The organism is Flagellimonas eckloniae (genome assembly GCF_001413955.1).
GTDB classification, from domain to species: domain Bacteria; phylum Bacteroidota; class Bacteroidia; order Flavobacteriales; family Flavobacteriaceae; genus Flagellimonas; species Flagellimonas eckloniae.
This window is the reverse complement of the sequence record NZ_LCTZ01000002.1, coordinates 2,848,550-2,872,861: the sequence shown is the minus strand read 5'-3', so window position 1 is coordinate 2,872,861 and position 24,312 is coordinate 2,848,550. Positions and strand designations below refer to the sequence as shown.

The 24,312-nt window shown below is 37.7% G+C and carries 24 protein-coding genes; 19 read left to right on the top strand and 5 right to left on the bottom strand.

The features are described from left to right. Positions 1-3 precede the first annotated feature (3 nt). Complete coding sequence (locus tag AAY42_RS12355) at positions 4-318, bottom strand: hypothetical protein (RefSeq protein WP_055395654.1); 315 nt, start codon at positions 316-318, stop codon at positions 4-6. A gap of 112 nt (positions 319-430) precedes the next feature. On the opposite strand from AAY42_RS12355, the gene AAY42_RS12350 reads away from it, so the two are divergent. The 11 genes from AAY42_RS12350 to atpG all read left to right on the top strand — a co-directional run bounded on the left by AAY42_RS12350 (position 431) and on the right by atpG (position 10,339). After that, the gene (locus AAY42_RS12350; RefSeq protein ID WP_055395652.1) at positions 431-1,444 is read left to right on the top strand and encodes a GlxA family transcriptional regulator; all 1,014 of its coding nucleotides are present in this window, start codon (positions 431-433) and stop codon (positions 1,442-1,444) included. A 114-nt stretch (positions 1,445-1,558) separates the two neighbouring features. Beyond that, complete coding sequence (porW, locus tag AAY42_RS12345) at positions 1,559-4,114, top strand: type IX secretion system periplasmic lipoprotein PorW/SprE (protein ID WP_055395650.1); 2,556 nt, start codon at positions 1,559-1,561, stop codon at positions 4,112-4,114. Positions 4,115-4,120: 6 nt separating this feature from the next. After that, positions 4,121-4,552, top strand: a complete 432-nt coding sequence (locus AAY42_RS12340; RefSeq protein WP_055395648.1) for a bactofilin family protein — start codon at positions 4,121-4,123, stop codon at positions 4,550-4,552. Next, complete coding sequence (locus AAY42_RS12335; protein ID WP_082433428.1) at positions 4,530-4,760, top strand: AtpZ/AtpI family protein; 231 nt, start codon at positions 4,530-4,532, stop codon at positions 4,758-4,760. The genes AAY42_RS12340 and AAY42_RS12335 overlap by 23 nt, the downstream gene beginning before the upstream one ends. Continuing rightward, positions 4,760-5,164: a DUF6168 family protein gene (locus tag AAY42_RS18425; protein ID WP_055395644.1), complete on the top strand. Its 405-nt coding sequence runs from the start codon at positions 4,760-4,762 to the stop codon at positions 5,162-5,164. Before AAY42_RS12335 ends, AAY42_RS18425 begins: the two co-directional genes overlap by 1 nt. A gap of 104 nt (positions 5,165-5,268) precedes the next feature. Continuing rightward, positions 5,269-6,399, top strand: a complete 1,131-nt coding sequence (atpB, locus tag AAY42_RS12325) for a F0F1 ATP synthase subunit A (protein ID WP_055395641.1) — start codon at positions 5,269-5,271, stop codon at positions 6,397-6,399. 78 nt (positions 6,400-6,477) lie between these two features. Next, entirely contained in the window at positions 6,478-6,669 is a 192-nt protein-coding gene (gene atpE / locus AAY42_RS12320) for an ATP synthase F0 subunit C (RefSeq protein WP_055395639.1), read from the top strand. Between the two features lie 83 nt (positions 6,670-6,752). Beyond that, a complete protein-coding gene (locus AAY42_RS12315; protein WP_055395638.1) occupies positions 6,753-7,253 on the top strand; it encodes a F0F1 ATP synthase subunit B in 501 nt (166 codons plus the stop codon). A gap of 6 nt (positions 7,254-7,259) precedes the next feature. Then, entirely contained in the window at positions 7,260-7,799 is a 540-nt protein-coding gene (gene atpH / locus AAY42_RS12310) for an ATP synthase F1 subunit delta (RefSeq protein ID WP_055395636.1), read from the top strand. Positions 7,800-7,801: 2 nt separating this feature from the next. Beyond that, positions 7,802-9,382, top strand: a complete 1,581-nt coding sequence (atpA, locus tag AAY42_RS12305) for a F0F1 ATP synthase subunit alpha (RefSeq protein ID WP_055395634.1) — start codon at positions 7,802-7,804, stop codon at positions 9,380-9,382. A gap of 96 nt (positions 9,383-9,478) precedes the next feature. Continuing rightward, complete coding sequence (gene atpG, locus AAY42_RS12300; protein ID WP_055395631.1) at positions 9,479-10,339, top strand: ATP synthase F1 subunit gamma; 861 nt, start codon at positions 9,479-9,481, stop codon at positions 10,337-10,339. Between the two features lie 137 nt (positions 10,340-10,476). On the opposite strand, the gene AAY42_RS12295 is transcribed toward atpG, so the two are convergent. Further along, positions 10,477-12,135: a sulfatase family protein gene (locus tag AAY42_RS12295; protein ID WP_055395629.1), complete on the bottom strand. Its 1,659-nt coding sequence runs from the start codon at positions 12,133-12,135 to the stop codon at positions 10,477-10,479. A gap of 149 nt (positions 12,136-12,284) precedes the next feature. On the opposite strand from AAY42_RS12295, the gene AAY42_RS12290 reads away from it, so the two are divergent. The 7 genes from AAY42_RS12290 to AAY42_RS12260 all read left to right on the top strand — a co-directional run bounded on the left by AAY42_RS12290 (position 12,285) and on the right by AAY42_RS12260 (position 19,063). Beyond that, the gene (locus AAY42_RS12290) at positions 12,285-13,754 is read left to right on the top strand and encodes a lipopolysaccharide biosynthesis protein (protein ID WP_055395627.1); all 1,470 of its coding nucleotides are present in this window, start codon (positions 12,285-12,287) and stop codon (positions 13,752-13,754) included. After that, the gene (dut, locus tag AAY42_RS12285) at positions 13,744-14,178 is read left to right on the top strand and encodes a dUTP diphosphatase (RefSeq protein ID WP_055395625.1); all 435 of its coding nucleotides are present in this window, start codon (positions 13,744-13,746) and stop codon (positions 14,176-14,178) included. Before AAY42_RS12290 ends, dut begins: the two co-directional genes overlap by 11 nt. 64 nt (positions 14,179-14,242) lie before the next feature. Next, complete coding sequence (locus AAY42_RS12280; RefSeq protein WP_055395623.1) at positions 14,243-15,259, top strand: sugar phosphate nucleotidyltransferase; 1,017 nt, start codon at positions 14,243-14,245, stop codon at positions 15,257-15,259. A 42-nt stretch (positions 15,260-15,301) separates the two neighbouring features. Beyond that, positions 15,302-16,219: a tetratricopeptide repeat protein gene (locus AAY42_RS12275; RefSeq protein ID WP_055395621.1), complete on the top strand. Its 918-nt coding sequence runs from the start codon at positions 15,302-15,304 to the stop codon at positions 16,217-16,219. Continuing rightward, complete coding sequence (gene lolB1, locus AAY42_RS12270) at positions 16,219-16,998, top strand: lipoprotein insertase outer membrane protein LolB1 (protein WP_055395619.1); 780 nt, start codon at positions 16,219-16,221, stop codon at positions 16,996-16,998. Before AAY42_RS12275 ends, lolB1 begins: the two co-directional genes overlap by 1 nt. A gap of 1 nt (position 16,999) precedes the next feature. Next, positions 17,000-18,223, top strand: coding sequence for a murein hydrolase activator EnvC family protein (locus tag AAY42_RS12265; protein WP_055395617.1), 1,224 nt, complete (start codon positions 17,000-17,002; stop codon positions 18,221-18,223). A 3-nt stretch (positions 18,224-18,226) separates the two neighbouring features. Beyond that, positions 18,227-19,063, top strand: a complete 837-nt coding sequence (locus tag AAY42_RS12260) for an aldo/keto reductase (protein WP_055395615.1) — start codon at positions 18,227-18,229, stop codon at positions 19,061-19,063. Positions 19,064-19,066: 3 nt separating this feature from the next. Here AAY42_RS12260 and AAY42_RS12255 read toward each other — a convergent pair whose 3' ends face one another. Then, positions 19,067-19,579, bottom strand: coding sequence for an acyl-CoA thioesterase (locus AAY42_RS12255; protein ID WP_055395611.1), 513 nt, complete (start codon positions 19,577-19,579; stop codon positions 19,067-19,069). 57 nt (positions 19,580-19,636) lie between these two features. After that, positions 19,637-20,581, bottom strand: coding sequence for an HU domain-containing protein (locus AAY42_RS12250; protein ID WP_055395610.1), 945 nt, complete (start codon positions 20,579-20,581; stop codon positions 19,637-19,639). A 104-nt stretch (positions 20,582-20,685) separates the two neighbouring features. Here AAY42_RS12250 and dprA point away from each other — a divergent pair, with 104 nt between their 5' ends. Further along, positions 20,686-21,792, top strand: coding sequence for a DNA-processing protein DprA (dprA, locus tag AAY42_RS12245; RefSeq protein ID WP_055395607.1), 1,107 nt, complete (start codon positions 20,686-20,688; stop codon positions 21,790-21,792). Between the two features lie 11 nt (positions 21,793-21,803). Here dprA and AAY42_RS12240 read toward each other — a convergent pair whose 3' ends face one another. Then, the gene (locus tag AAY42_RS12240) at positions 21,804-24,305 is read right to left on the bottom strand and encodes a TonB-dependent receptor plug domain-containing protein (protein WP_175288765.1); all 2,502 of its coding nucleotides are present in this window, start codon (positions 24,303-24,305) and stop codon (positions 21,804-21,806) included. Positions 24,306-24,312 lie beyond the last annotated feature (7 nt).

The window sequence follows — 24,312 nt, the reverse complement described above, 5'->3', positions numbered from 1 at the left end:
TACTTAATTGGATTGGATTTTCCTTAAGGAAATACGGGTTAATTCGTTCCAAATTTCAAAGCCTTCAAAATCAGATTCGTACCAGCCTGTCAATGGTTTTTTCGATTTAAAAGGACTAAACTCCACCAATTGCGCATGGTGTTTTTCCACGGGAAAGTCCTTACCTAATTTAAACACCATTTTATTTTGTCTTGAAAAAAAGGCAAAAACCTTGTTTTTATAATGAATAGCGGGGGAACTCATCATTTTACCTTCAGTAACCTCGGGATGCTTCAAACAAAACTGCTCCCGGATTTCCTTGAAATTTTCAAACTCCATAAATCCAAAGCTACAAAAGGAATTACGGCGAAAGAAAGGGTAAATAAGACACTTTTAAGGGTTGATTGCGCCAACAATTACCAGTACATTTATAACATTAAAAGTATTGATAATGATACATGTAAGTATTTTGGTGCCAAAAGGGAATGCCATTTTAAGCAATGTTGTTGGACCATTTAAAGTATTAATGGCGGCAAATCAGTTTTTAAAACAAACTGGTGCAAGAAAGGGCGATTTTTTTGAGACACATTTAGTTGGGCTCGAACATGATTATTCATTATATAATGGAATGTTCAGTATTCACTGCGATAAGACCATTGATGATATTGAGAAAACGGATTTAATTTTAATTCCGGCGCTTAGACCTGATAAATTGGCCGAAGATTTGGCTGATAACAAGGATTTTGTTCCCTGGATTTTGAACCAACGCAACAAACATAATGCTGAGGTTGCCAGTATGTGCATGGGAGCTTTTGTTTTGGCACAAACAGGATTGGTGAATGGGAAGCAATGTGCCACCCATTGGGCGGCAATGGAAATGTTCAAGACCATGTTTCCTCAAGTAAATTTGGTGTCCAATAAAATTGTGACAGATGAAGATGGAATTTATTCCAGTGGAGGGGCATTTTCTTTTTTAAACCTGATGTTACATTTAGTGGAGAAGTATTGCGGCCGTGGAACAGCTATTTATATTTCAAAGTTTTTTGAAATTGATATGGATCGCGTAGACCAGAATCAGTTTGCAATTTTTCAGGGTCAGAAAGACCATGATGATGCGGCAATTCAAGAAGCGCAAAAATATATTGAGAGCAATGTAATGGATAAAATATCGGTACAGCAATTGGCAAAGAAATATGCCATTAGTAGCAGAAATTTTGTCCGTAGATTTAAAAAGGCTACCCAAAACACTCCTTTGGAATATATTCAACGCGTAAAAATTGAAGCAGCAAAACGGAGCCTGGAATCTACAGAAAAGAATGTGAACGAGGTTATGTACCAAGTGGGATATGCAGACCAAAAAGCGTTTAGGACAGTATTTAAAAAATACGCCGGATTATCACCTGTTGCGTACAAGACAAAATACAATCGTAGCAGGGTAAATTTTGAAAGGCCCACTTCTTGGTAGGCCCAAGTTTTTGTCAATGATTCCAATACGGATAAAAATTATTGCATTTTACCGATCAGCCTTATAATAATCTAGCTGTTTTTCAGTTAAAGTTAGACACGATTACCAATAATTTTGAAGCTTCAACAAACACTTTTAATTGCGACTATTTTAGGAGGACTGGTTTTTAACTCTTGTTCCACCAAAAAAGACAAGTTTATTAACCGCAATTGGCATGCCTTAAACACCAAGTACAATACGCTGTACAATGGCAATATCGCTTTTGAACAAGGCCGTGAAGAATTGAATGCCAGTTACCGAGATGATTATTGGGAAATACTTCCGGTGGAACGATTGGAAGTTACAGAAGAAATAAAATTAGACTCTGAGGATAACAACCCCAACTTTATAATTGCCGAGGAAAAAGCAACTAAAGCTATCCAAAAGCACAGTATGGATATTGAGGATGAAGAACGAAATCCTCAAACAGACGAAGCTTTTTTGTTATTGGGCAAAGCAAGATATTTTGACCAACGCTATATTCCTGCTCTTGAATCGTTCAACTATGTTCTTAGAAAATATACAGAAAGTGATAAGCTAAATGAGGTAACCATCTGGCGTGAAAAAACCAATATGCGCCTTGACAATCCTGAGCTGGCCATTAAAAACCTTAGAAGACTTTTTAAGTTTGAAACCCTAAAAGACCAGGAATATGCTGATGCGAATGCGGTATTGGCGCAATGCTACATTAACCTAAAGGCAGCTGACACCGCCATTCAAAAGCTAAAAATAGCGCAGGGCTATACCAAAAAGAACTCGGAAAAAGGAAGGTATTTGTTCATAATAGGACAATTGTACAACCAAATGGGGCATAAGGATAGCGCCAACTACGCTTTTGATAAAGTAATTGCGTTGAACAGAAAATCGCCAAGAGTCTATATGATCAACGCCCATCTAAAGAAAATCCAGAATATAGAAATCACCGATTCTAATAGGGAAGAGTTATTTGAATATTTGACCGACCTGGAGGAAAATCGGGAAAACCGACCTTTTTTGGATAAAATCTACAGGGAAATTGCAGATTTTCATTTGGAGAACCAATTTGACAGTCTGGCAATAACATATTACAACAAATCACTTAGGGCTACCCAGGGGGAACTCAAATTGAACGCCCTAAACTATCAAAGCTTGGCAGATTATAATTTTGATAGAAACGAATACAAAATTTCTGGAGCCTATTATGATAGTACGTTGACCAATTTGGCTGATAATACAAGAAAGTACCGAAATATAAAAAAGAAGTTGGACAACCTTGAAGATGTTATTAAGTATGAGGATATAGTTCAGTACTCCGATAGTGTAATTACACTTTATGAAATGCCAGAGGAAGAACGCAAAGCATATTTTGAAGAGGTAATTGCCGAGATAAAACGAAAAGAAGAAGAAGAAGCGAAAAAGAAATTGGAACGTTCCAATGCAGGCTTTGCCACTTTTGCAGAAAGCAAGGGCGGAAAGGAAAATAAAGGGAAATTCTATTTTTATAATATTACCAGTCTTGGGTATGGTAAAAACGACTTTAAGACCCGCTGGGGAGATCGTGTTTTGGAAGATGATTGGCGGTGGAGCAATAAGAATAGGGCATTGCCTTCTGAGGCCACCTCAGAAGAAGTTCTGGCAAATGGACAATCACCAGAGGAATTATTGGAGGAACAAAAATATTCCGTGGATTTTTATCTGGAACAAATCCCAACAGAGATAACCTTGATTGATAGCCTTAGAACGGAGCGTAATTTTGCCAATTACCAGTTAGGATTAATTTATAAAGAGAAGTTCAAGGAAAATTTATTGGCAGCTTCAAAACTGGAGCGTGTTTTGGAGGCTGACCCAGAGGAAAGATTGATTTTGCCATCCAAATACAATCTATATAAAATATATGAGGAAACTGGAAGCCCATTGGCCTTGGACATGAAACAAAATATAATTTCCAATCACCCGGATACGCGCTATGCAGAAATCCTGTTAAACCCCCAGGCCGTTTTGGAGGGAAATACCGATAGTCCGGATGCACGTTATGCATCATTGTATAAATTGTACCAACAACAAGAATTTTTACAGGTCATCACCATGTCCCAAAACTATATCAATAAGTTTACAGGGGATCCAATAGTGCCAAAGTTTGAAATGTTGAAGGCAAATGCAATTGGCAGACTTCAAGGGTTTGAGCCTTTCAAGGAAGCACTTAATTACGTGGCGCTCACCTATCCCAATAATCCCGAAGGGAAAAAAGCGGAGCAAATGGTTGCCGAGCAGCTGCCAAAACTGGCTAAAAAAGAATTTTCACCAGAAACAGGTTCTTCTGGAGCGGGGAACTGGAAAGTGGTCTTTCCATTCAAAATAAAGGACAATGAAAAAGCGTTAAAGCTTAAAGAAAGATTGGAAGAATCCATTACGGATTTAAAATACAAGAATATTATTTCCAAGGACATTTACAATTTGGAAGATCAGTTTGTGGTGGTGCATGGTTTTAAATCCAAGGATTTTGCACTAGGTTATGCAGAACTTATAAAAAAGAACAAGGACTATAGAATCAAAGATGAGAATTTTGTAGTTTTATCAGACAATTATAAAATAATACAAGTCCATAAAAATTTAGAATCCTACAAAGAACAGATTTCAACCCCAAAACCCTAGAACATAATGTTTTCAGACAACAAAAAACCTCGTCCCATGACAGAGCTTGGAGGACAACCCAACAGAATTGAAAAGAACACCACAATAAAGGGAAATATTACTTCAGAGGCCGATTTTAGAATTGACGGCAAACTGGAAGGTAATGTTAAGACATCCGGAAAAGTGGTCATAGGGAAAGATGGCCTTATCAAAGGCAAAGTAGAATGTGTAAATGCAGATATAGAAGGAAAGTTCAATGGTGAGCTTTTTGTTAATGACCTTCTTTCTTTGAAAGCATCGGCAGTTATTGAAGGAACAGTAAGTGTTGCCAAATTAGCTGTTGAACCGGGAGCTACGTTTAATGCCGCCTGTACAATGGGTAAAGGAGGCGCTACATCAGCTGCACCTACCCAAAGATTACAGCCCACCAAGACCAATGAGCCAGCAAAAGTCTCCTAAAAAGAAAAACAATTTTAGAAATGCCGCAATGCTTTCCGGTATTGCGTTTGAAATGGGAGTAATCATTTTTTTAGCGGTTAAAGGCGGAAAATGGTTGGATGTCCATTATCAAAACGAGAAAAATATTTTCACAGTCATTGCCACTTTATTAGGAGTGGCAATTTCAATTTGGGTAGTTTTACAACAGTTGAAACGTATTAAGTATTGATGCTAAAAAGAAGCTTGCCAACTCAATTTTATCTGTTACTAGCGTTTTTGCTTCTATTTTCCTTTGGATTGCACATATGGATTCTTTCCTATAAAGACCTGCCCATTTTTGACAACCTAATTATTCGCTCTTATTTGGTAAACGCTCTTTTGGCAGCGACGATATTCTTTTTGTTATATCAATATAGGAAAAGACTGAAAAGCCAAATGGGTTTTTTGTTTATGGGAGGGAGTTTCCTAAAATTCATCTTTTTCTTCCTTTTGTTTTATCCCACATATAAAAGTGATGGGGAAATGTCCGGTTTAGAATTTGCATCCTTTTTTGTACCGTATTTGGTTTGTCTTTTTTTGGAGACTTTTTTCACTTCAAAAATGCTCAAGAATTTGGATGAATCCACCAAATAAATAGCAGTCCAAAATCCTCAAAAATAAAAGTTTGAAAGCTTTTTTCTTTTTGTAAGAAAGACTTACATTTGCACCGATTTTGAGAGACCGATATTTTGAGCGAAATGCAAAAAAACACTTTGACTAGATTTCTTCTTGTAGTTGCACTATTTTTAGGTCAGTTCACTTTTGCAAGTGATACGGAAAAAGAGACCGAGGAACACGGAAAGGACCTTAAGACAGAAATTAAGGAATATATCTCCCATCACCTTCAAGACGCACATGATTTTTCTTTGTTTTCATATACTAAAGAAAATGGAGAGCATAAATATGTTGGGTTTCCATTGCCAGTGATTTTATGGGATAATGGATTAAAGGTTTTTTCATCTTCCAAATTCCACCATGGAGAGACCTTGGCTGAGGTAGATGGAAATTATTACAAACTCTACCACAGTAAGATTTATAAAACAGATGCTGAAGGCACAATTCATTATGATGAAGAGCATCATGCTACCAATGTAAAACCTTTGGATTTTTCAATCACCAAGAATGTTGTGATGATTATTGTTACGGGATTGTTGATGTTGTGGTTGTTCACCAGTTTGGCAAGGTCCTATGCAAAGAACAATGGAGTGCCTACAGGCGTAGGTCGTTTCTTTGAGCCCATAGTACTTTATGTTAGAGATGATATTGCCAGACCTAATATTGGGGAGAAGCGTTACAAAAAGTATATGTCATTTTTGTTGACCATATTCTTCTTTATATGGTTCTTGAACATGTTTGGGTTAACACCTCTAGGAATTAATGTAACAGGGAATATTGCTATAACAGTTTCTTTGGCAATTATGACGTTCTTGATAACCAATTTTACAGGTACCAAGGATTATTGGATGCACCAGTTTAATCCTTTGGGAGATACCATGCCTTGGTATGCTAAGATTCCATTATATATTATATTGATTCCTATTGAAATTTTAGGATTGTTCATTAAGCCATTCTCATTATTGATTCGTTTGTATGCGAACATGCAAGCAGGTCACATTGTATTAATGAGTTTGATTGGGTTGATGTTCATCTTTAAAAGTTGGTTGGGTAGCCCGTTATCATTCGGACTTGCTTTTGCCATTTCATTGATTGAAGTATTGGTAGCATTGCTACAAGCATATATTTTCACCATGTTGAGCGCTTTGTATTTCGGATTTGCTTCCGAAGAACATGAGCACGACCATGAACATGAGGCAGAAGTTGCCCATTAATAAATGAATAAAATTGTCACTTCGAGCGTAGTCGAGAAGTGCTGAAAGTTGAATATTTAATTTTTAAACTAGATAGATATGGAAATTCCAGTAATGGTAGGTGCAGGTTTAGTTGTTATCGGTGTTGGTCTTGGTATTGGTAGAATCGGTGGTTCTGCTATGGAGGCTATTGCTCGTCAACCTGAAGCTACAGGTAAAATCCAAACAGCGATGTTGATTGCAGCAGCGTTGATTGAAGGTATTGGTTTCGCGGCATTATTTGCAGTATAATCAAAACATCTAAGGCAAATGGCTGTAACGGTTGGTTGCAGCCCTTGCTTTTGTTTAAAAATGTATATAAATAGAAAGTAATTATGGCAAAGTTATTAGAAGAGTTTTCGTTAGGACTGTTTTTCTGGCAGACATTATTGTTTGGACTATTGTTGTTCCTCATGTGGAAATTTGCATGGAAACCTATCCTAAAAGCTGTAAATGATCGTGAAGATGGAATTAAGGATGCCTTGGCTGCAGCTGAAGATGCCAAAAAAGAAATGCAGAATGTAACTGCGGATAGTGAGAAACTTTTAAAAGAAGCACGAGCAGAAAGAGAAGCCATGCTTAAAGAAGCTCGTGAAATAAAAGATAAAATCGTTGCTGATGCCAAAGAACAGGCTCAGGTAGAAGGAGACAAATTGGTGAAGCAAGCCCAAGCAACTATTGAAAGTGAAAAGAAAGCCGCCGTTGCCGATATCAAAGCACAAGTGGCCAACCTTTCAGTGGATATTGCAGAAAAAGTGATCAAAGAAGAATTATCCGATAAGAAGAAGCAACTAAAATTGGTTGACGATATGTTGGGTGATATCAAATTGAACTAGAAGAAGATGAACGAGAGTAGAGCAGCCATACGCTACGCAAAAGCAACGTTGGATTTCGCTATCGAAAAGAAAGCAGCTAAGGCTGTGGAAAAGGATATGCGAGAAATAGCAGCTGTAATTACTGAAAATGTAGAGCTTCAAAACCTTTTGGAAAGCCCAGTTGTAAAAGGAGAGATTAAAAAGAATTCCTTGCAAGAACTATTCAAGGGTTCCCAAGAAATCACAAAAGGCCTTATTAGCACTTTAACAGACAACAAAAGAATAGGATTGTTGCAAGAAGTTGCTTTAAAATATATCATTCTCCATGAACAATTAAAAGGAGAAGATATAGCTTATGTTACTACAGCAGTTCCCCTTACAGGAGAATTGGAAAAGAAAATTTTGGCAGAGGTAACCAAAATGACCGGAAATAAGGTCACCATAGAAAATAAGATTGACGAAAGCATCATTGGTGGATTTGTATTGCGCGTTGGCGATTTGCAATATGATGCAAGCGTAGCAAACAAATTGAACGGATTAAAAAGAGAATTTACAAATAGTCTATAAAAATGGCAGGAGTAAAAGCAGCTGAAGTATCAGCAATATTGAAAAAGCAATTATCAGGTTTTGAAGCTACCGCTTCTTTGGATGAAGTAGGTACCGTATTACAAGTAGGTGATGGTATTGCCCGTGTGTATGGACTTTCCAACGCTCAATATGGTGAGTTAGTGGAGTTCGATGGCGGTATGGAAGGTATTGTTTTGAACTTGGAGGAAGATAATGTTGGTGTTGTATTATTAGGCCCGTCCAGAGAAGTTGTGGAAGGCGCTACAGTTAAAAGAACACAACGAATCGCATCCATTAATGTTGGTGAAGGAATCGTTGGTCGTGTAGTAAACACCTTAGGTGTACCAATTGACGGTAAAGGACCAATTGCTGGAGATACGTACGAAATGCCATTGGAGCGCAAAGCGCCCGGTGTAATCTACCGTCAGCCGGTAAACGAACCATTGCAAACTGGAATTAAAGCCGTTGATGCCATGATTCCTGTAGGTAGAGGCCAACGTGAGTTGGTTATTGGTGACCGTCAAACTGGAAAAACAACAGTTTGTATCGATACCATTCTAAATCAAAAAGAATTCTATGATGCTGGAGAACCGGTATACTGTATCTATGTTGCCATAGGTCAAAAAGCTTCTACCGTTGCAGCTATTGCTAAGACATTGGAAGATAAAGGTGCTTTGGCATATACCACTATAGTTGCTGCAAATGCATCAGATCCTGCTCCAATGCAGGTTTATGCTCCTATGGCAGGTGCTTCTATTGGAGAATATTTTAGAGATACCGGTAGACCCGCCTTGATCATTTATGATGATTTATCTAAACAAGCAGTTGCCTACCGTGAAGTTTCCCTTCTATTAAGAAGACCTCCAGGACGTGAGGCATATCCTGGTGACGTTTTCTATTTGCACTCAAGATTATTGGAGCGTTCAGCAAAAGTAATCAACGACGACACCATTGCAAAAGAGATGAACGACCTTCCCGATGTCTTGAAACCGATGGTAAAAGGAGGAGGTTCGTTGACCGCGCTTCCAATTATTGAAACACAAGCGGGTGACGTATCGGCATATATTCCAACAAACGTAATTTCCATTACGGACGGGCAGATATTCTTGGAACAAGATTTATTTAACCAAGGGGTGAGACCTGCAATTAACGTAGGTATCTCCGTATCGCGTGTAGGTGGTTCGGCTCAGATTAAGTCCATGAAAAAAGTAGCAGGTACACTTAAACTGGATCAAGCACAGTTCCGTGAATTGGAAGCTTTTGCCAAGTTCGGTTCAGATTTGGATGCTGCTACCTTAAATGTAATTGAAAAAGGACGTAGAAACGTTGAGATTTTGAAACAAGCGCAAAACGACCCTTTTACAGTAGAAGATCAGGTAGCTATTATCTTCGCAGGGTCTAAAAACTTGTTGAGAGATGTTCCTGTTGACAAAATTAAAGAGTTTGAAAGGGACTTTATAGAGTTCATGAATGCTAAGCACAGGGATGTATTGGATACCTTAAAAGCTGGAAAACTGACAGATGAGGTCACGGATACATTGACCGCTGTTTGTAAAGACCTTTCAGGAAAGTATAGAAATTAGTACTGAGTATTGAGTACAAAGTATTCAGTATTTAGAAGGGGTTTTTAGATTAGAAACCTCATGACTAAATACTAGAGACTAAATACTAATTAAAGAATGGCGAATCTAAAAGAAATAAGAAATAGGATAGTTACGGTATCTTCGACCATGCAGATTACCAGTGCCATGAAAATGGTTTCTGCTGCAAAGTTGAAAAAGGCCCAAGATGCTATTACCGCAATGCGTCCTTATGCAAATAAGCTTACTGAGTTATTGCAGAATCTTAGTGCAAGTTTAGATGGTGATGCTGGAAGTAAGTTTACCGATAACCGGACAATCAATAAAGTATTGGTTGTGGCCATTACATCCAACAGGGGATTGTGTGGAGCTTTCAATTCCAACATCATGAAACAATCCACATCGCTACTTGAAGACACCTATGCTGGAAAGCAGGTAGATTTTATGGCGATTGGAAAAAAAGGAAATGATCTTTTAGGAAAAAGGGGTACTGTAATAGCAAATCACAGTAATGTTTTTGATGATTTGACTTTTGACAATGTAGCTGCAATTGCCCAGAGTTTAATGGACCATTTTACTGAAGGGAATTATGATAGAATTGAGTTGGTTTACAATAAATTCAAAAATGCGGCGACACAAATTGTGATGTCAGAACAGTTTTTGCCGTTGGTTCCTGTTGAAGGAGATACATCAGGCGCTTCAGATTACATTTTTGAGCCATCCAAACCTGAGATTGTGGAACAGTTGATTCCAAAATCATTGAAAACGCAATTGTATAAAGCAATTAGGGATTCTTTCGCAAGTGAGCATGGTGCTCGTATGACGGCGATGCACAAGGCAACAGATAATGCTACGGAACTTAGAGATCAATTAAAGTTGACCTATAACAAAGCAAGACAGGCTGCTATTACCAATGAGATTTTAGAAATTGTTGGTGGTGCGGAGGCATTGAACAATTAGGCGTAGCATAAGCAAAGTCAAATTTAAAAATGCAGAAACATTGAACAACTTGCCTATTATATAAATGAATTCAAAAAAGCCACTTCTAAGGAAGTGGCTTTTTGTTTAATGTCAGTTAGAGCGAGTCGAGAACTGAACTATCCCTTTTTATTTAAAGGCGAATCAATACTGTTTGCGTGATGTATGTCAATATACTTTTGGTTCAGTTCATCAGAATCCTTGTATTGCACACGCAGCTCTTCCAGTTTTTTCTTCAGTTCCACAACGATATCCGAATACGTAGGGTCATTGTACACATTGTTCATTTCTTGGGAATCCTTTTTGCGATCATACAGTTCCCATTCATCCACATCATAATAAAAATGCGCCAATTTATAATCAATGGTGACAATTCCGTAATGCCTTTTTACCTGATGTACTGCAGGATATTCGTAATAATGGTAATATACAGCATCCCTTGTCCATTCTCCGTTGTTGGAAGTTAACAGCGGCATTAAGCTCTCACCTTGCATGTCCTCTGGAGCTTCAATTTGTGCAGCCTCCAAAAAAGTCTGGGCAAAATCGAGGTTTTGAACCATCTCTTCACTGGTAATACCTGCTTTGATTCTATTGGGCCATCGTACTAAAAGAGGAGTTTTAAAAGATTCGTCATAAATAAAACGCTTATCAAACCACCCGTGTTCACCCAAATAAAAACCTTGATCTGATGTATACACCACCATAGTGTTATCCGATAATTTACTTTCGTCCAGATAGTCCAAAACATGCCCTACATTATCATCCACAGAAGAGATACAGGCCAAATAGTCCTGCATATAGCGTTGGTATTTCCATTTCATTTTCTCCTCATCTGTCATCGAGGGCCAATTTTCCTCAAAATCTTTGTTGATTTCGTCCAAAATAGGTTCGTAAGCTGCTTTTTGAACTTCATTGACGCGATTTGTATAGGGGTTATGAAACCCTCCCTCATATTCGCGCACAAATGGCTCTAAATTTTTCATGCGTTGGGTAACCGCCGGTCTTATTTTGCTATCATGATTGTACATCATATCATTTAGTAAATTCATTTCCGCGGTCTTGGCTGCTGTTCCCCTGTTTTTGTAATCATCGAACAAAGAAGCAGGTTCTGGAAATTTCTTTCCCAAAAACTCCTTGAACTTGTCCGGTCTGGGCCACCACGGTCTATGTGGAGCCTTGTGCAGATACATCAACATAAAAGGTTTTAACGTATCCCTTTTTTTGTCCAACCAATCCAAAGTCAAGTCCGTTATAACATCGGTAACATAACCTTCAATTCGGGTTGTGTCGCCATTTTTTGTGATAAAATCGGGATTAATATAAGATCCCTGCCCAGGTAAAATCATGAAATCATCTACCCCTTTTGGATTGTTTCCAAAGTGCAGTTTTCCAAACATTGCGGTTTGATAGCCAGCTTGTTGAAAAATCTGGGGAAAGGTCACCTGTGTGGTATCAAAAGGCATCTGATTGTCCACCTTACCATTAATGTGTGTATGCTTCCCGGTTAAAATTGTAGCTCGTGATGGAGCGCAAATGGAATTGGAAACACAAGCATTGGTAAATACAATGCCTTCTTTGCCAATACGATCAATATTTGGGGTTTGAATCAAATGATTGCTATAGGTGCTTATGGCCTGATATGCATGATCGTCTGACATTATAAAAATGATATTGGGTTTTTCATGGACAACGGCATCTACATTTTTCTTCTTTTCACCGCAGGAAATCACCATTAGAATTAGGATGGTCAAGGAAATTTGCTTTGTCATAATTTTCATGAGCGTAATTGTTTACACCTAAAAGATATAAATTATTTTCTTCGGTGTATTAATTGGAGATTCAAATAGGGGCGCCCAACTGATAAGTAAGGGGTTTTGTGTAACTTGCGTTGAGGTTAACCATGGTTTTCTAAACGAGCGAATTCCCATTGAATCCACTAAAAAAACTTTTTAAGCAAACATTTGTATACGGCCTGGCAACTGTTTTGCCAAGAGTTATTTCGTTCTTTTTACTTCCGCTATACACTTCTGTTTTTGAGAATGCATCTGGCTATGGTCAGTATGTAAACATTTACGCATGGATTGCTATTTTCAACGTCTTCTTGGCGTATGGAATGGAAACCGCCTTTTTTCGGTTTTATCATAAAAGAGAAGACAAGAAGTCTGTTATTTCCACGTCCCTCATATCTTTATTGGGGTCTTCTTTATTTTTTTTGACTCTGGCCCTTGCGGTAAAGGATGGCTTGGCAAACGTTACCAATATTCAGGTTGACTATATAAAATTCACCACCTATATTTTGGTTTTGGATGCATTGGTAATCATTCCTTTTGCGCTTTTGAGAGCACAGGAAAAACCAATGAAATATGCAGTTCTAAAAACTATTAATGTTGCCATTAACCTTGGATTCAATGTTTTTTTCCTGATTATTCTTCCAAAGGTGGTTCAAGATACCAATGAAGGGGTTTTAAATTCGATATATAAAGAGGGATGGGAGATACAGTATATCTTCATCTCCAATATCATTGCAAGTGCAGTTACTCTAATCTTGTTATTTCCTACGTACTTTAAAGTTTCCTATAAGTTTGATTCAAGTTTATGGAAGCAAATGCTCAAGTATTCTGGACCAATTATGGTGGCGGGAATTGCATTTACCATAAATGAGGTTGTGGACAAGATTTTGTTGACAGAGCTATTGCCTCAAGATATAGCGGCCTCGGAAGTGGGAAAATATGGAGCATGCTACAAACTAGCACTATTCATGACCTTATTTGGAACAGCATTTAGAATGGGAGTGGAGCCTTTTTTCTTTAGTCACGCTAAAACCGAAAAACCGCAGAAGACCTATGCCCAAATCACCAATTATTTTGTGATATTGGGAAGTATCATATTATTGGCAGTAGTGGTGTTCATAGATGTTTTAGGAAAATTATTAATTCGAAATGCCACCTATTGGGAAGCATTGGATGTGGTGCCTATTATATTATTGGGGAGTCTATGTTTGGGAATATATCATAACCTGTCTGTTTGGTATAAAATCACGGACCAAACAAAGTTTGGAGCCTATATTTCTTCAATTGGGGCTTTGATTACATTGGTAATTAACATTGCCTTTATCCGTAAAATAGGATATATGGCTTCTGCTCTGGCCACCTTGGCCGCTTACGCAAGCATGATGCTGTTATCGTATTATTTTGGAAGAAAATATTATCCGGTTCCTTATAATATGCGGAAAATAGTATTCTATCTAACCATATCAATTTTGTTTTCTGCCTTGTCCTTTTACGCTTTTAATCGAAATTTAATGGCAGGAGGGGTGCTACTTTTGCTATTTTTGATGCTAGTTTACAAAATGGAAGGAGACAAGTTAAAGACCATATTTCTAAAGCGTGAAAATTAAAATAATTAATACCTCAAATCATCAATTGCCCCATTATGAAACACTTGCTTCTGCAGGCATGGATCTGAGGGCAAATATTACCGAACCCATTACATTAAAGTCACTCGAAAGAGCAATTGTCCCCACAGGGATTTTTATAGAATTGCCTGTTGGTTATGAAGCTCAGGTAAGACCACGAAGTGGACTGGCTGCCAAAAAAGGAATTACCGTACTGAATGCACCTGGAACGGTAGATGCCGATTATCGAGGGGAGGTTGGTGTCATTTTGACAAATCTTTCTTCAGAGGATTTTATTATTGAAAATGGGGAACGTATTGCCCAGATGGTGATTGCAAAACATGAACGAGCGGAATGGACCGAGGTAGATTCTCTTTCTGAAACAGATAGAGGAACTGGAGGTTTTGGGAGTACCGGCGTGAAATAGCCAGATAAGTTTTACGTTTTATAAACTATTGACAACTGAACACTTACAACTTTAAACTGATTGCATGAAAATAATAGTACCCATGGCGGGAAGAGGATCCCGATTAAGACCACATACATTGACAGTTCCAAAACCATTGATTCCAGTTGCGGGAAAACCTATTGTTCATAGATTAGTTAGTGATATTGCCAAAGTGTTGGGAGGGAAAATAGAAGAAGTTGCATTTATTTTGGGGGACCCTGCTTTTTTTGGAGAGGAAGTTGTAGACAGTCTTATGGAATTGGCAGAGAGTCTAGGCGCTAAGGGATCAATTTATAGACAAGATGAACCTTTGGGCACAGGCCATGCTATTATGAGTGCTAAGGATTCTTTGAGTGGTCCTGCGGTTATTGCTTATGCAGATACGCTAATACGAGCGGATTTTGATTTGGATACATCTGCAGATAGTGTGATTTGGGTGAAACAAGTGGACAAGCCAGAGGCATTTGGAGTTGTAAAATTGAGCGACCAGAATGAGATTGTGGAGCTGGTTGAAAAACCACAGGAGTTTGTGTCGGATTTAGCGGTTATCGGTATTTATTACTTCAAGGATGTTGGTGTTCTTAAGAATGAATTGCAATACGTTTTGGATAATGACATTATCAATGGAGGGGAGTATCAAATAAATGATGGTATAAAACGGATGATGGAGAAGGGCATGAAATTTGTCCCTGGAAAAGTTGATGAGTGGATGGACTGCGGAAACAAAAATGTAACCGTGGAAACAAATCAGCGAATGCTCGGGTTTTTGGAAGAGGATGGTGAAGTATTGGTTGCTAATTCTGTTGTAAAAGAAAACACAAACATTATTGAACCCTGTTTTATTGGAGAAAACGTGGTGCTTAAAAACACAACCGTAGGACCTTATGTATCTATTGGAGATGGAACAGTTATTGAAAATTCAACCGTTAAAAATAGCTTAATTCAAAGTGATAGCGTGATCAAAAACGCTAATTTGGATAATGCGATGATAGGTAACCATGTAGTTTTTGATGGTAATTTTGAGACCATTAGCATCGGTGACTATTCCGTTATGGAGTAACTATCAAAAATGCTTGGACGAGCACATAAATTCTGATGCGAATTGAAAAAACGAATAGGCATATATATACTTGCTTCTTTATTTTCTTTTTGGGCATGGGCCCAAGAGGAAGAGCAGAGTGCTGAGGTTTTTTTAGATGAGTATACGGATGAATTTCAGGAGCGCTTTTTTGAAGCACTAAAACAAAAGGGAATTCAAAACTATGATAGGGCAATCAGCCTTTTTTTGGAATGCAAACAATTGGATTCATTCAATAGCGTAATAGATTATGAGTTGGCCAAGGCATATTTTTTAGATAAGCAATATATTCAGGCGCAGCAATATGCCGTAGATGCCATAAACGCAAAACCAACAGATTTTTGGTATTTGGAAACACTGTTGAACATTACGGAAAAACAGGGAACATCTATTGAAGTACTGGAGGAACAACTTCCCTTTTCCAATAGTAAGTTTCAAGAGAATCTAGCCGTTTTCTTTTTTAAAAAAGAAAAGTATAATGAAGCTTTGGCTGTTTTGGAAGGGCTACAAGGTTCTAAATTTGCTAAAGAACTAACTTTAAAAATCCAAGACTCCATTCAACAGACCAATAAAACGAAGACAGTTGTTGTTGCTCAAGATGAAAAACAACAACGAGAAGATAGTGACCCTCTGGTTGCATATAAATCGGAAATAGAAGAACTCTTCGAAAAAGGAGATTTTAAGAGAATGGAATCAGCTTCAAAAGATGCGTTGGATTCCTATCCGCTACAACCCTATTTTCATTTTGCCTATGGCACAGCCCTCAACAGAACTTCAAAATCCACAAAAGCGGTTGAAGTTTTAGAAAGTTCTCTAGATTATTTGTTTGATGATAATGATTTGATGAATAAAATATACAGTGAACTATCAAAGGCATATTCGGCAATTGGCAATACCCCAAAAGCAAATGAATATTTGAACAAAATAAAAACGGGTCTGTAATGCAGTTATTTCAAATACAAAGACAATCCATCACCTTGCTTTTAATGGCACTGGTTTTAAGTTCTTGCAAAAGCACAAAGGCTGTATCTGGCGGTGAAGTTGATTCTGGAATTTCGGCAAAACGGATTATAGAAAACCATTATGCCAATCAGGTTGACTTTAAAACTTTGAGCGGGAAGGTAAAAATTGATTACTCGGATGGTGAAAAAAGCCAAGGAGTGAATGTCAGCCTTAGAATGGAGAAGAATAAAGTAATTTGGATAAGTGCCCCATTTGGGATGGTTAAGGCACATATTACTCCGGAAAAGGTGTCTTTCTATAATAAGTTACAGGGAGAGTATTTTGATGGAGATTTTAGCTATCTAAGCGACCTACTAAGAACTGAGCTTGATTTTGAAAAGGTTCAAAATTTGTTATTGGGCAACGCAGTTTTTGATTTGAGAGAGGACAAATACACTTCTGCAATCAGTGAAGGCGATTATCAATTAAAACCGAAAAGAGCAAAGGAACTGTTTAAAATATTATTTCAGTTGGAACCCAAAAACTTTAAAATTTCCTCACAAGAAGTTGCACAACCGGAAGAAGACAGACGACTACAAGCAAAATATACCTATCAAGATATTTTAGGAAAGATACTTCCAGATGAAATCCAGATTGTTGCGGCAGAAAATCAAGATAGAACAACTATAGATTTAAGTTTTAAAAACATGGAACTGGATAAATCTTTGAATTTTCCATATAAAGTTCCAAAAGGGTATAATGAAATTATATTAAAGTAATATGTTAAATAAAATTTCATATTGCATTCATTTACTGATTTTTATTTGTTTTTTTTCTACATCAACCCTGGCACAAACCAGCGAGCAAAAAGCGTTGGAAGCAAAACGGGAACGATTACAAAAGGAAATAAAGGAAATCAATAGATTGCTCTTTGCCGAGAAGAAGGAAAAGGGCAATGTTTTGGACCAAATGGAAGCCTTGGATAAAAGAATCAATGTAAGACAGGAGCTTATTCGGGTAACAAACCAACAATCCAATTTGCTCAACAGACAAATTAATGTGAACATCAGAAGTATAAGTAAGCTTCGTGAAGACCTGAAGATTTTACGAGATGATTATGCCAATCTTATCCAAAAATCATATCAGAATAAGTCGCAAAGCAATAGGCTAATGTTTCTGTTGTCTGCTGAAAACTTTTTTCAAGCTTTTAAGCGACTTCAATATATGGAGCAATATGCCAAGCATAGAAAGAAGCAAGGGGAAGATATCATTAAAAAGGCTGATGAGTTGGCCACTCTCAATAGGGATTTGGTCTTACAACGGAAAACTAAGGAGCAATTATTGGCAGAAAATAAAAAGGTCAAGGCTAATCTGTTCAATGAAATAGAATCGCAAAAGAACTTGTTACGAAGTATACGACAAAATGAAACTAAGTACACTGCCGCCATTGCGCAAAAGCAAAAGGAGGCCCGTAAAATAGATAGAGCAATTGAACGACTTATTAAAAGCGCGATTGTTAGCACAAACAAAAAAGCGGGAAAATCTAGTAGCACAAAATTTGTTTTGACTCCAGAAGCCAAGTTGGTGGCCAATAACTTTTCTGCCAATAAAGGAAAACTTATCTGGCCTGTTGAGAAAGGTGTAAAAAGCCAAGGATATGGGGTTTACAGTGATAAGTTATACCCTGGGATAAAACATAGAAACAACGGCGTTACCATAGCTACTGATCAGGGAAGTAAAGCAAGGGCCATTTTTGAAGGAGAAGTTATCGCAATAATATCTGTTCCTGGTGGGAGTAGAGGAGTTACGATAAAACATGGAAATTATATAAGTACGTATTACAACTTATCAAATGTATATGTAAAGAAAGGAGATAAAGTAGTGGTAAAAGAAGTACTTGGCGACATTAATACCAATCGGTTTGATGGTACAACAAAGTTGAAGTTTTATCTTTATCAAGATTCCAATCGGTTAAACCCAGAGGATTGGATATATCAATTGTAGCATATGAAGAAAATAACGGATTTACAGGGAACATTTGAACTACACAATGGGGTTCAAATGCCATATTTTGGCCTAGGAGTTTATTTATCAAAAGACGGCAATGAAGTAACCAATGCTGTAAAGGAGGCATTGAACCATGGTTATAGACATATTGATACAGCATCAATTTATAATAACGAAAAAGGAGTAGGGATAGGAGTCGAGGAAAGCAATATAGAAAGAAAAGACGTTTTTGTTGTAAGTAAGGTATGGAATAGTGATCAAGGATACGATACTACGTTAAAAGCGTTTGATGATAGCTTGGAGCGGTTGGGAATGGATTATCTGGACCTTTATTTGATTCATTGGCCAAAGGGAGACAGATCTAAGGAGACATGGAGGGCAATGGAACGTCTTTACAATGAAAAAAGGGTTCGTTCTATTGGAGTAAGTAATTTTCTGCAACATCACATAGAGGATTTATTGACCGAAGCCGATATAGTGCCCATGGTGAATCAAATGGAATTTCATCCGTATCTGGTGCAGCAGGAATTGGTTGATTTTTGCAATCAAAAAGGAATTCAATATGAAGCTTGGTCGCCAATGATGCAGGGGAAAATCTTTGATTTGGATGTTCTAAAGGATTTGGCAAATAAATATGATAAGACGGTAGCCCAAATTGTTTTACATTGGGACCTTCAAAAAGGGGTGGTCACTATTCCTAAATCTGTTAAGAAAGAGCGAATTATTTCCAACGCCACTATTTTTGACTTTGAATTGACACCAGAAGATGTTCAACTACTGGATAGTCTAGACAAGGGGCAAAGATTTGGTCCCGATCCTGACAATTTTGATTTCTAGGATTTAGGACGTAAACAAGGCCCTAAGCTCTGTAGCGTCTGAAGGTTTCATTTTTCCCGCCAGGACCAAACTCAGTTGTTTTCTTCTAAGGGCAGCGGCAAAACGTTCCTTTTCCAAATCTGTTTCCGGTTGTAGCGGTGGAACTTCAGTTGGGATTCCGGTATCGTCAACAGCAACAAAAGTATAAATAGCCTCATTGGCCTTGGTACGTTCCCCGGTAAAGCGGTCTTCCATCCACACATCAATAAATATTTCCATTGATGTTTTAAATGCCCTTGAAACAGCTGCCTCAACGGTCACTACACTTCCTAAGGGGACTGAACGGTTGAATGCAACATGGTTTACCGATGCCGTAACCGTTATTCTTCGGCTATGTCTTCTTGCAGCAATACTGGCTGCACGATCCATCCTGGCCAAAAGTTCACCGCCAAAAAGATTGTTTAAAGGATTGGTCTCGCTGGGTAAAACCATATCGGTCATCAACGTACGAGAATCATTAGGAGTTTTTGGACGCATGCCTTGTTCTTTTGGGCAAAGATATTGAAGTGAACTATGGATTTAAAGAAACAATAACTATTTCTCAGACAACAACCAAGCATCCGCAGAAACGGTTCGTTTAATTTTTCTTAAGTAGCTTAGGGCTTCCTTAGGGTTTTCAAAACTATCATAAGCAACTTGGTGAAGGCCAAACTTATTTGTTCCTAAATAAAATGCATTATATCCCTTTTCCTTAAGAAGTCTTACCTTCTTTTCGGCATTTTTTTCAATTCTAAAAGCACCTGCAATAACATGATGTTTTCCTAGCTGCTTTTTATTTACTTTAATGTTGATTGAGGGAAGTTCCAGTGGAGCACTTTCAAAAAAAGTAGCTTCTTGTATATGGCGGGAAATTTCCTGTTGGGCATCCTGTTGTGCTGCTATTTGTTTTTGTTGAAAATCAGTATACGTATTGTACGAAGTAACACCCAATGATAAGGAAATCAATAAAACAGCTGCATATTTTAACCAAGGTCTAAAAGAAGATTCTTCTCTTTTCTCAGGAGTGATAATAAACGGAATCTTTTCCTCCAATTCTTCAACCTCCTCTTTCAAAACTTCACGTTGAATAGGAGTGGCGGTAAATGCCGACAAACCAAAGGAAGAGGTTAGGTAGTTGATTTTGTTTTCTGGCTGGAATTGAATTTTTTGATTTTCATTCAACCAAAGCTTACCAACACCGTAAAGTTCAATACTCTCACCTTGATTCAGTTTTTTGTTCCATAGTTCACCCTCGTTTTCCACCTCTTGTAACAATTCTTCGTATCCCAAGTGCTTTACTTTAGCAATGTGGGAAACTAAAAGACCATCGTTCTTGGATAATTGGGCATTAAAGGAAACTGTTTTGGTAGGAGGAACCAATGTGTTGGTCTTCGCATCAAACTCCGCTGATTTCCCATGTGCCAAAAATGCCCCAAAACCAGGGACAACAACACAGTTATAATCGTATAAAAGTTCTTCTATGTAAGAGTCAATCCGCATTTGCACAAATATTATAAAAAAAGGTAGAGCACAAAATAGACCTCATCACTTTTTATTAACATTTGAAATTTTGTAATTTGTGAACAACTTAACCTATTTACTACATGACTGAAAGTGAAATAATAGCCGCACTTCGGCTACAGGCAATTCCAAATATTGGCAATGTACTAGCAAAGAGAATGATTGCCCATTGTGGCAGTCCAACAGCAGTTTTTGAGGATAAAATACACCATCTCTTAAAAATTGACGGCATTGGCATCCTAACCCTTAAAGGATTTCATAATGCCAACTATATTGATGAAGCTGAGGCAGAGTACAACTATCTTCTCAAGGAAAAGATTGCATTTTCATATTTCACAGATGAAGATTATCCTGAATACTTGAAACACTGTGCAGATCGGCCAATATTACTTTTTAAAAGCGGGAATATTGATTTAAAAAACCGAAAAATCATCAGTGTTGTGGGTACACGCAACGTTACAGGTTATGGTGTTGATTTCTGTGAGTCCTTTATTGAAGAAATAGCCCCTTTAAACCCCATTATAGTGAGTGGTTTTGCCTATGGCGTGGACATAGCAATTCAAAAAGCAGCTATGGAAAAAGGATTACAAACCATAGGTTGCTTGGCTCATGGGTTAAACCAGATTTACCCCAAAGCACATAAGAAATATGTTTCTACCATAGAAAAAAATGGAGGGTTTTTTACGGAATTTTGGAGCACAAGTAGTCCTGACCGAGAGAATTTTCTAAAACGAAATAGAATCATTGCTGGATTGAGCGAAGCTACTGTAGTAGTGGAATCAGCAGAAAAAGGAGGCAGTTTGGTCACTGCCGATTTGGCAAATGGATATAACCGCGAAGTCTTTGCAGTTCCAGGAAGATCTACGGATAAATTCAGTAAAGGGTGCAATGATTTGATCAAATACCAAAAGGCACATATATTGACCTCTGCAGCAGAACTCATCTATAATTTGGGATGGGAATTGGAGGAGAACGCCAAAAGACCCAGTGTGCAAAAAAAGTTGTTTGCAGAATTGGATGAAACGGAACAATCTATCTATCACTATCTGCAATCTACTGGAAAACAACTATTGGATTTGATTGCTTTGGAGTGCAAAATTCCTGTTTTCAAGGTTTCATCAACACTTTTTAATATGGAAATGAAGGGATTGGTGCGTCCATTGCCAGGAAAGATGTTTGAAGCTATATAGTATTTTCGCGATCAATCCACTTCAAAATGCTGTACAGCACTAACTGGTCTGCCATCCAAAGTTATCCCCTCAACTTTTATCAGATATTCACCTGGAACATCATTGGTAAAAAAACTAAAATTTGATTTTCCATTGGTATCTACATCAATATTAGGTTGCCAATGTAAAGTGGTCCTATAATCTCCCTGTTCATGCTTTGGTTTTGGAACATCGTAATTTGGACTATAAAATTCCCGCACCTTATAAAAACCATCTACTTTAAAGGTAGCTATTCCAGGTGAAGGTTGCCGTTTATTATTATCTATCCAGATTGTACCTTTTGAATAGATAGCAATTACACCATTAGCAGCACGAGATCCATAAATGGCAGCGCTAGGGCCCTTTAACACATCTATAAGCTCTACTTCTATAGCTAGCATAGCACCGACAAATCCAACATCAACTTCAATACCATCCAAAAGAAATAATGGAGAGGGAGATGAACTGAAGCTTGCAGCTCCCCTAATCCGAACGTTTTGATCTGGGTACGAACCAACGACCTGTACTCCTGCAATGTTCCTTAGCAAATCAAATACGCCTAATGCCGCCGAACCCATAATAGAATCTGCGAAAACACGATTATCAGGAGTTCCATAAATTGCAATTTTATTTATCTGTTCATCAATAATTTCTTCACGGGTCTTTTTTTTAGCTTTTACAGTTACTTCCTTAAGCTGGGTTACTTTTGGATTATACTTAAAATCGTTCAATTCCCTGTTGTAAGCCAGTTCTTTATATGCTTTTGGAAAGTCAAACCTTATAGTTTCATGTACTAGGGGTTTTTGATTTTCAATTGGCACTTTAAGCAAAAAGTCATCAGCATGAATGGCTAGTTCATTGTCCCTTATTTTTTTTGATTCACTTACAGGGACAGCTTTCACAAAAGCCTGTATGGTATCTTGGAAAGCAAAAGGACCAAAGCTAAAATTGCCCTGGAAATTTGTGGGCTTTTTCTCCTGATACACAAAAGGATCTAAAGTACTTAGGGTAACCCAAGAGGTCTTGGGGCTGTATTTATTTCTAAAACTAGTGGTTTGGCCTCTTATCATGATTCCTTTTTCAGGTTCAAAAGCCAGCTGTTTGTTAACCTTGCTGTTCAAGAAATCTTTCCAAATAAACCTACGCCAGCCATGTGTTAGCATCAACATATCTAGAAGATGATTTTTGGTGTAACTATCATCTTCCAAGAAAAGGTCAGGATCAAAACCGGTCATGCCAATATCTGAATTCAACAGTAACCAACTTACAATGTTGGAATTTTTTTTAGTCTTGTTGGGGGTCTTAATTATACTTGACGAGAGGCTTCCGCTCAATGGGCTGTTTTTTAAGTCATTGAGTGCTATTTCCACGGATACCTTGTCTCTTTTTTCATATTTTTTGGCATCCGTTTTTGTTGAAAGAGCGGCTTTTCCGTTCTCGCCATCAACAAAAATCAATCTTTCACAAACAGGCTCACCTTCAGCTGTAAATAGGGTAAAATGTGCTACTCCATTGCCCAGGTCTTTGGTAAATAATCTAACGGAATACTTTGTGTCATTGGATTTTTCAATGCGGTTAAAAAAAGTATATCCGCGCATATGACCAACAAGTAAAGTCCCCAGTAAACCACTTTTATGGTTTGTAGCCACCCTGAGGGTAACAGATTCTCCATTGTTGTTTGCGTTTAACACATATCCTTTTTTCAAAGGAAGTGGCATAGCATACTTTTCTTCATTGCCATTAATTAAAATGCTGGCATAATAGGACTTTCCAGGTTCTGGTTTATATAAAGCTGTACCCAAACCGTGATCAAAGGTCTTGAAAGGGGAAACCATATTGTTGTCTTGATCAACAATACTTCCTTCAAGGGATATGCCTATTCCTTGAGTATTGGTGACTTTTATCCCTAGCTTGTTCAGTATTCCATTTACAAGATTTCCTCCTTCCGGAAAAAATTGAATAGTGGGCCTTTGATGTTTTATGTTAGATATGCTTTCTTGTGCTAAAGTGTCTACAGTTACAAAAGGCTCATCATCATTTGTTTGTTGTGCCCAAATATGGATTTCTTTTGAAAAGAAAAAAGGCTCTTTTTCGTTCAACATATATGTAGTGTAGGAACGTAATCTATAAGTGCCTTGATCAGCAGTTTCCGGTATTTCGATATCTCCGTGTGTGCCAAAACCATAATCTACGTATAGTTTTCTCTGAGCAACAATACTATCCTGTAGATTTAAGAGATCAACATAAATTACCTTACTTTTTTTACTTGGCGTATGGGCAATACCATCAACCAGATATACTTTGAACCAGATGGTCTCTCCGTTGGTATAGAATTCCTTATCTGTATGTATATATGTTTTTTCGGGACTATGCTTATTGGTGTAAGAGGCTAGTTTACTAATTACGTTTTGGAAAATTTGATTTTCTTGGGCGCTGGTTTGTGCAAGTCGAAACAGCAAAAAAATCGCTATAACAAATACCGTCTTTTTCTTCATTTGCATA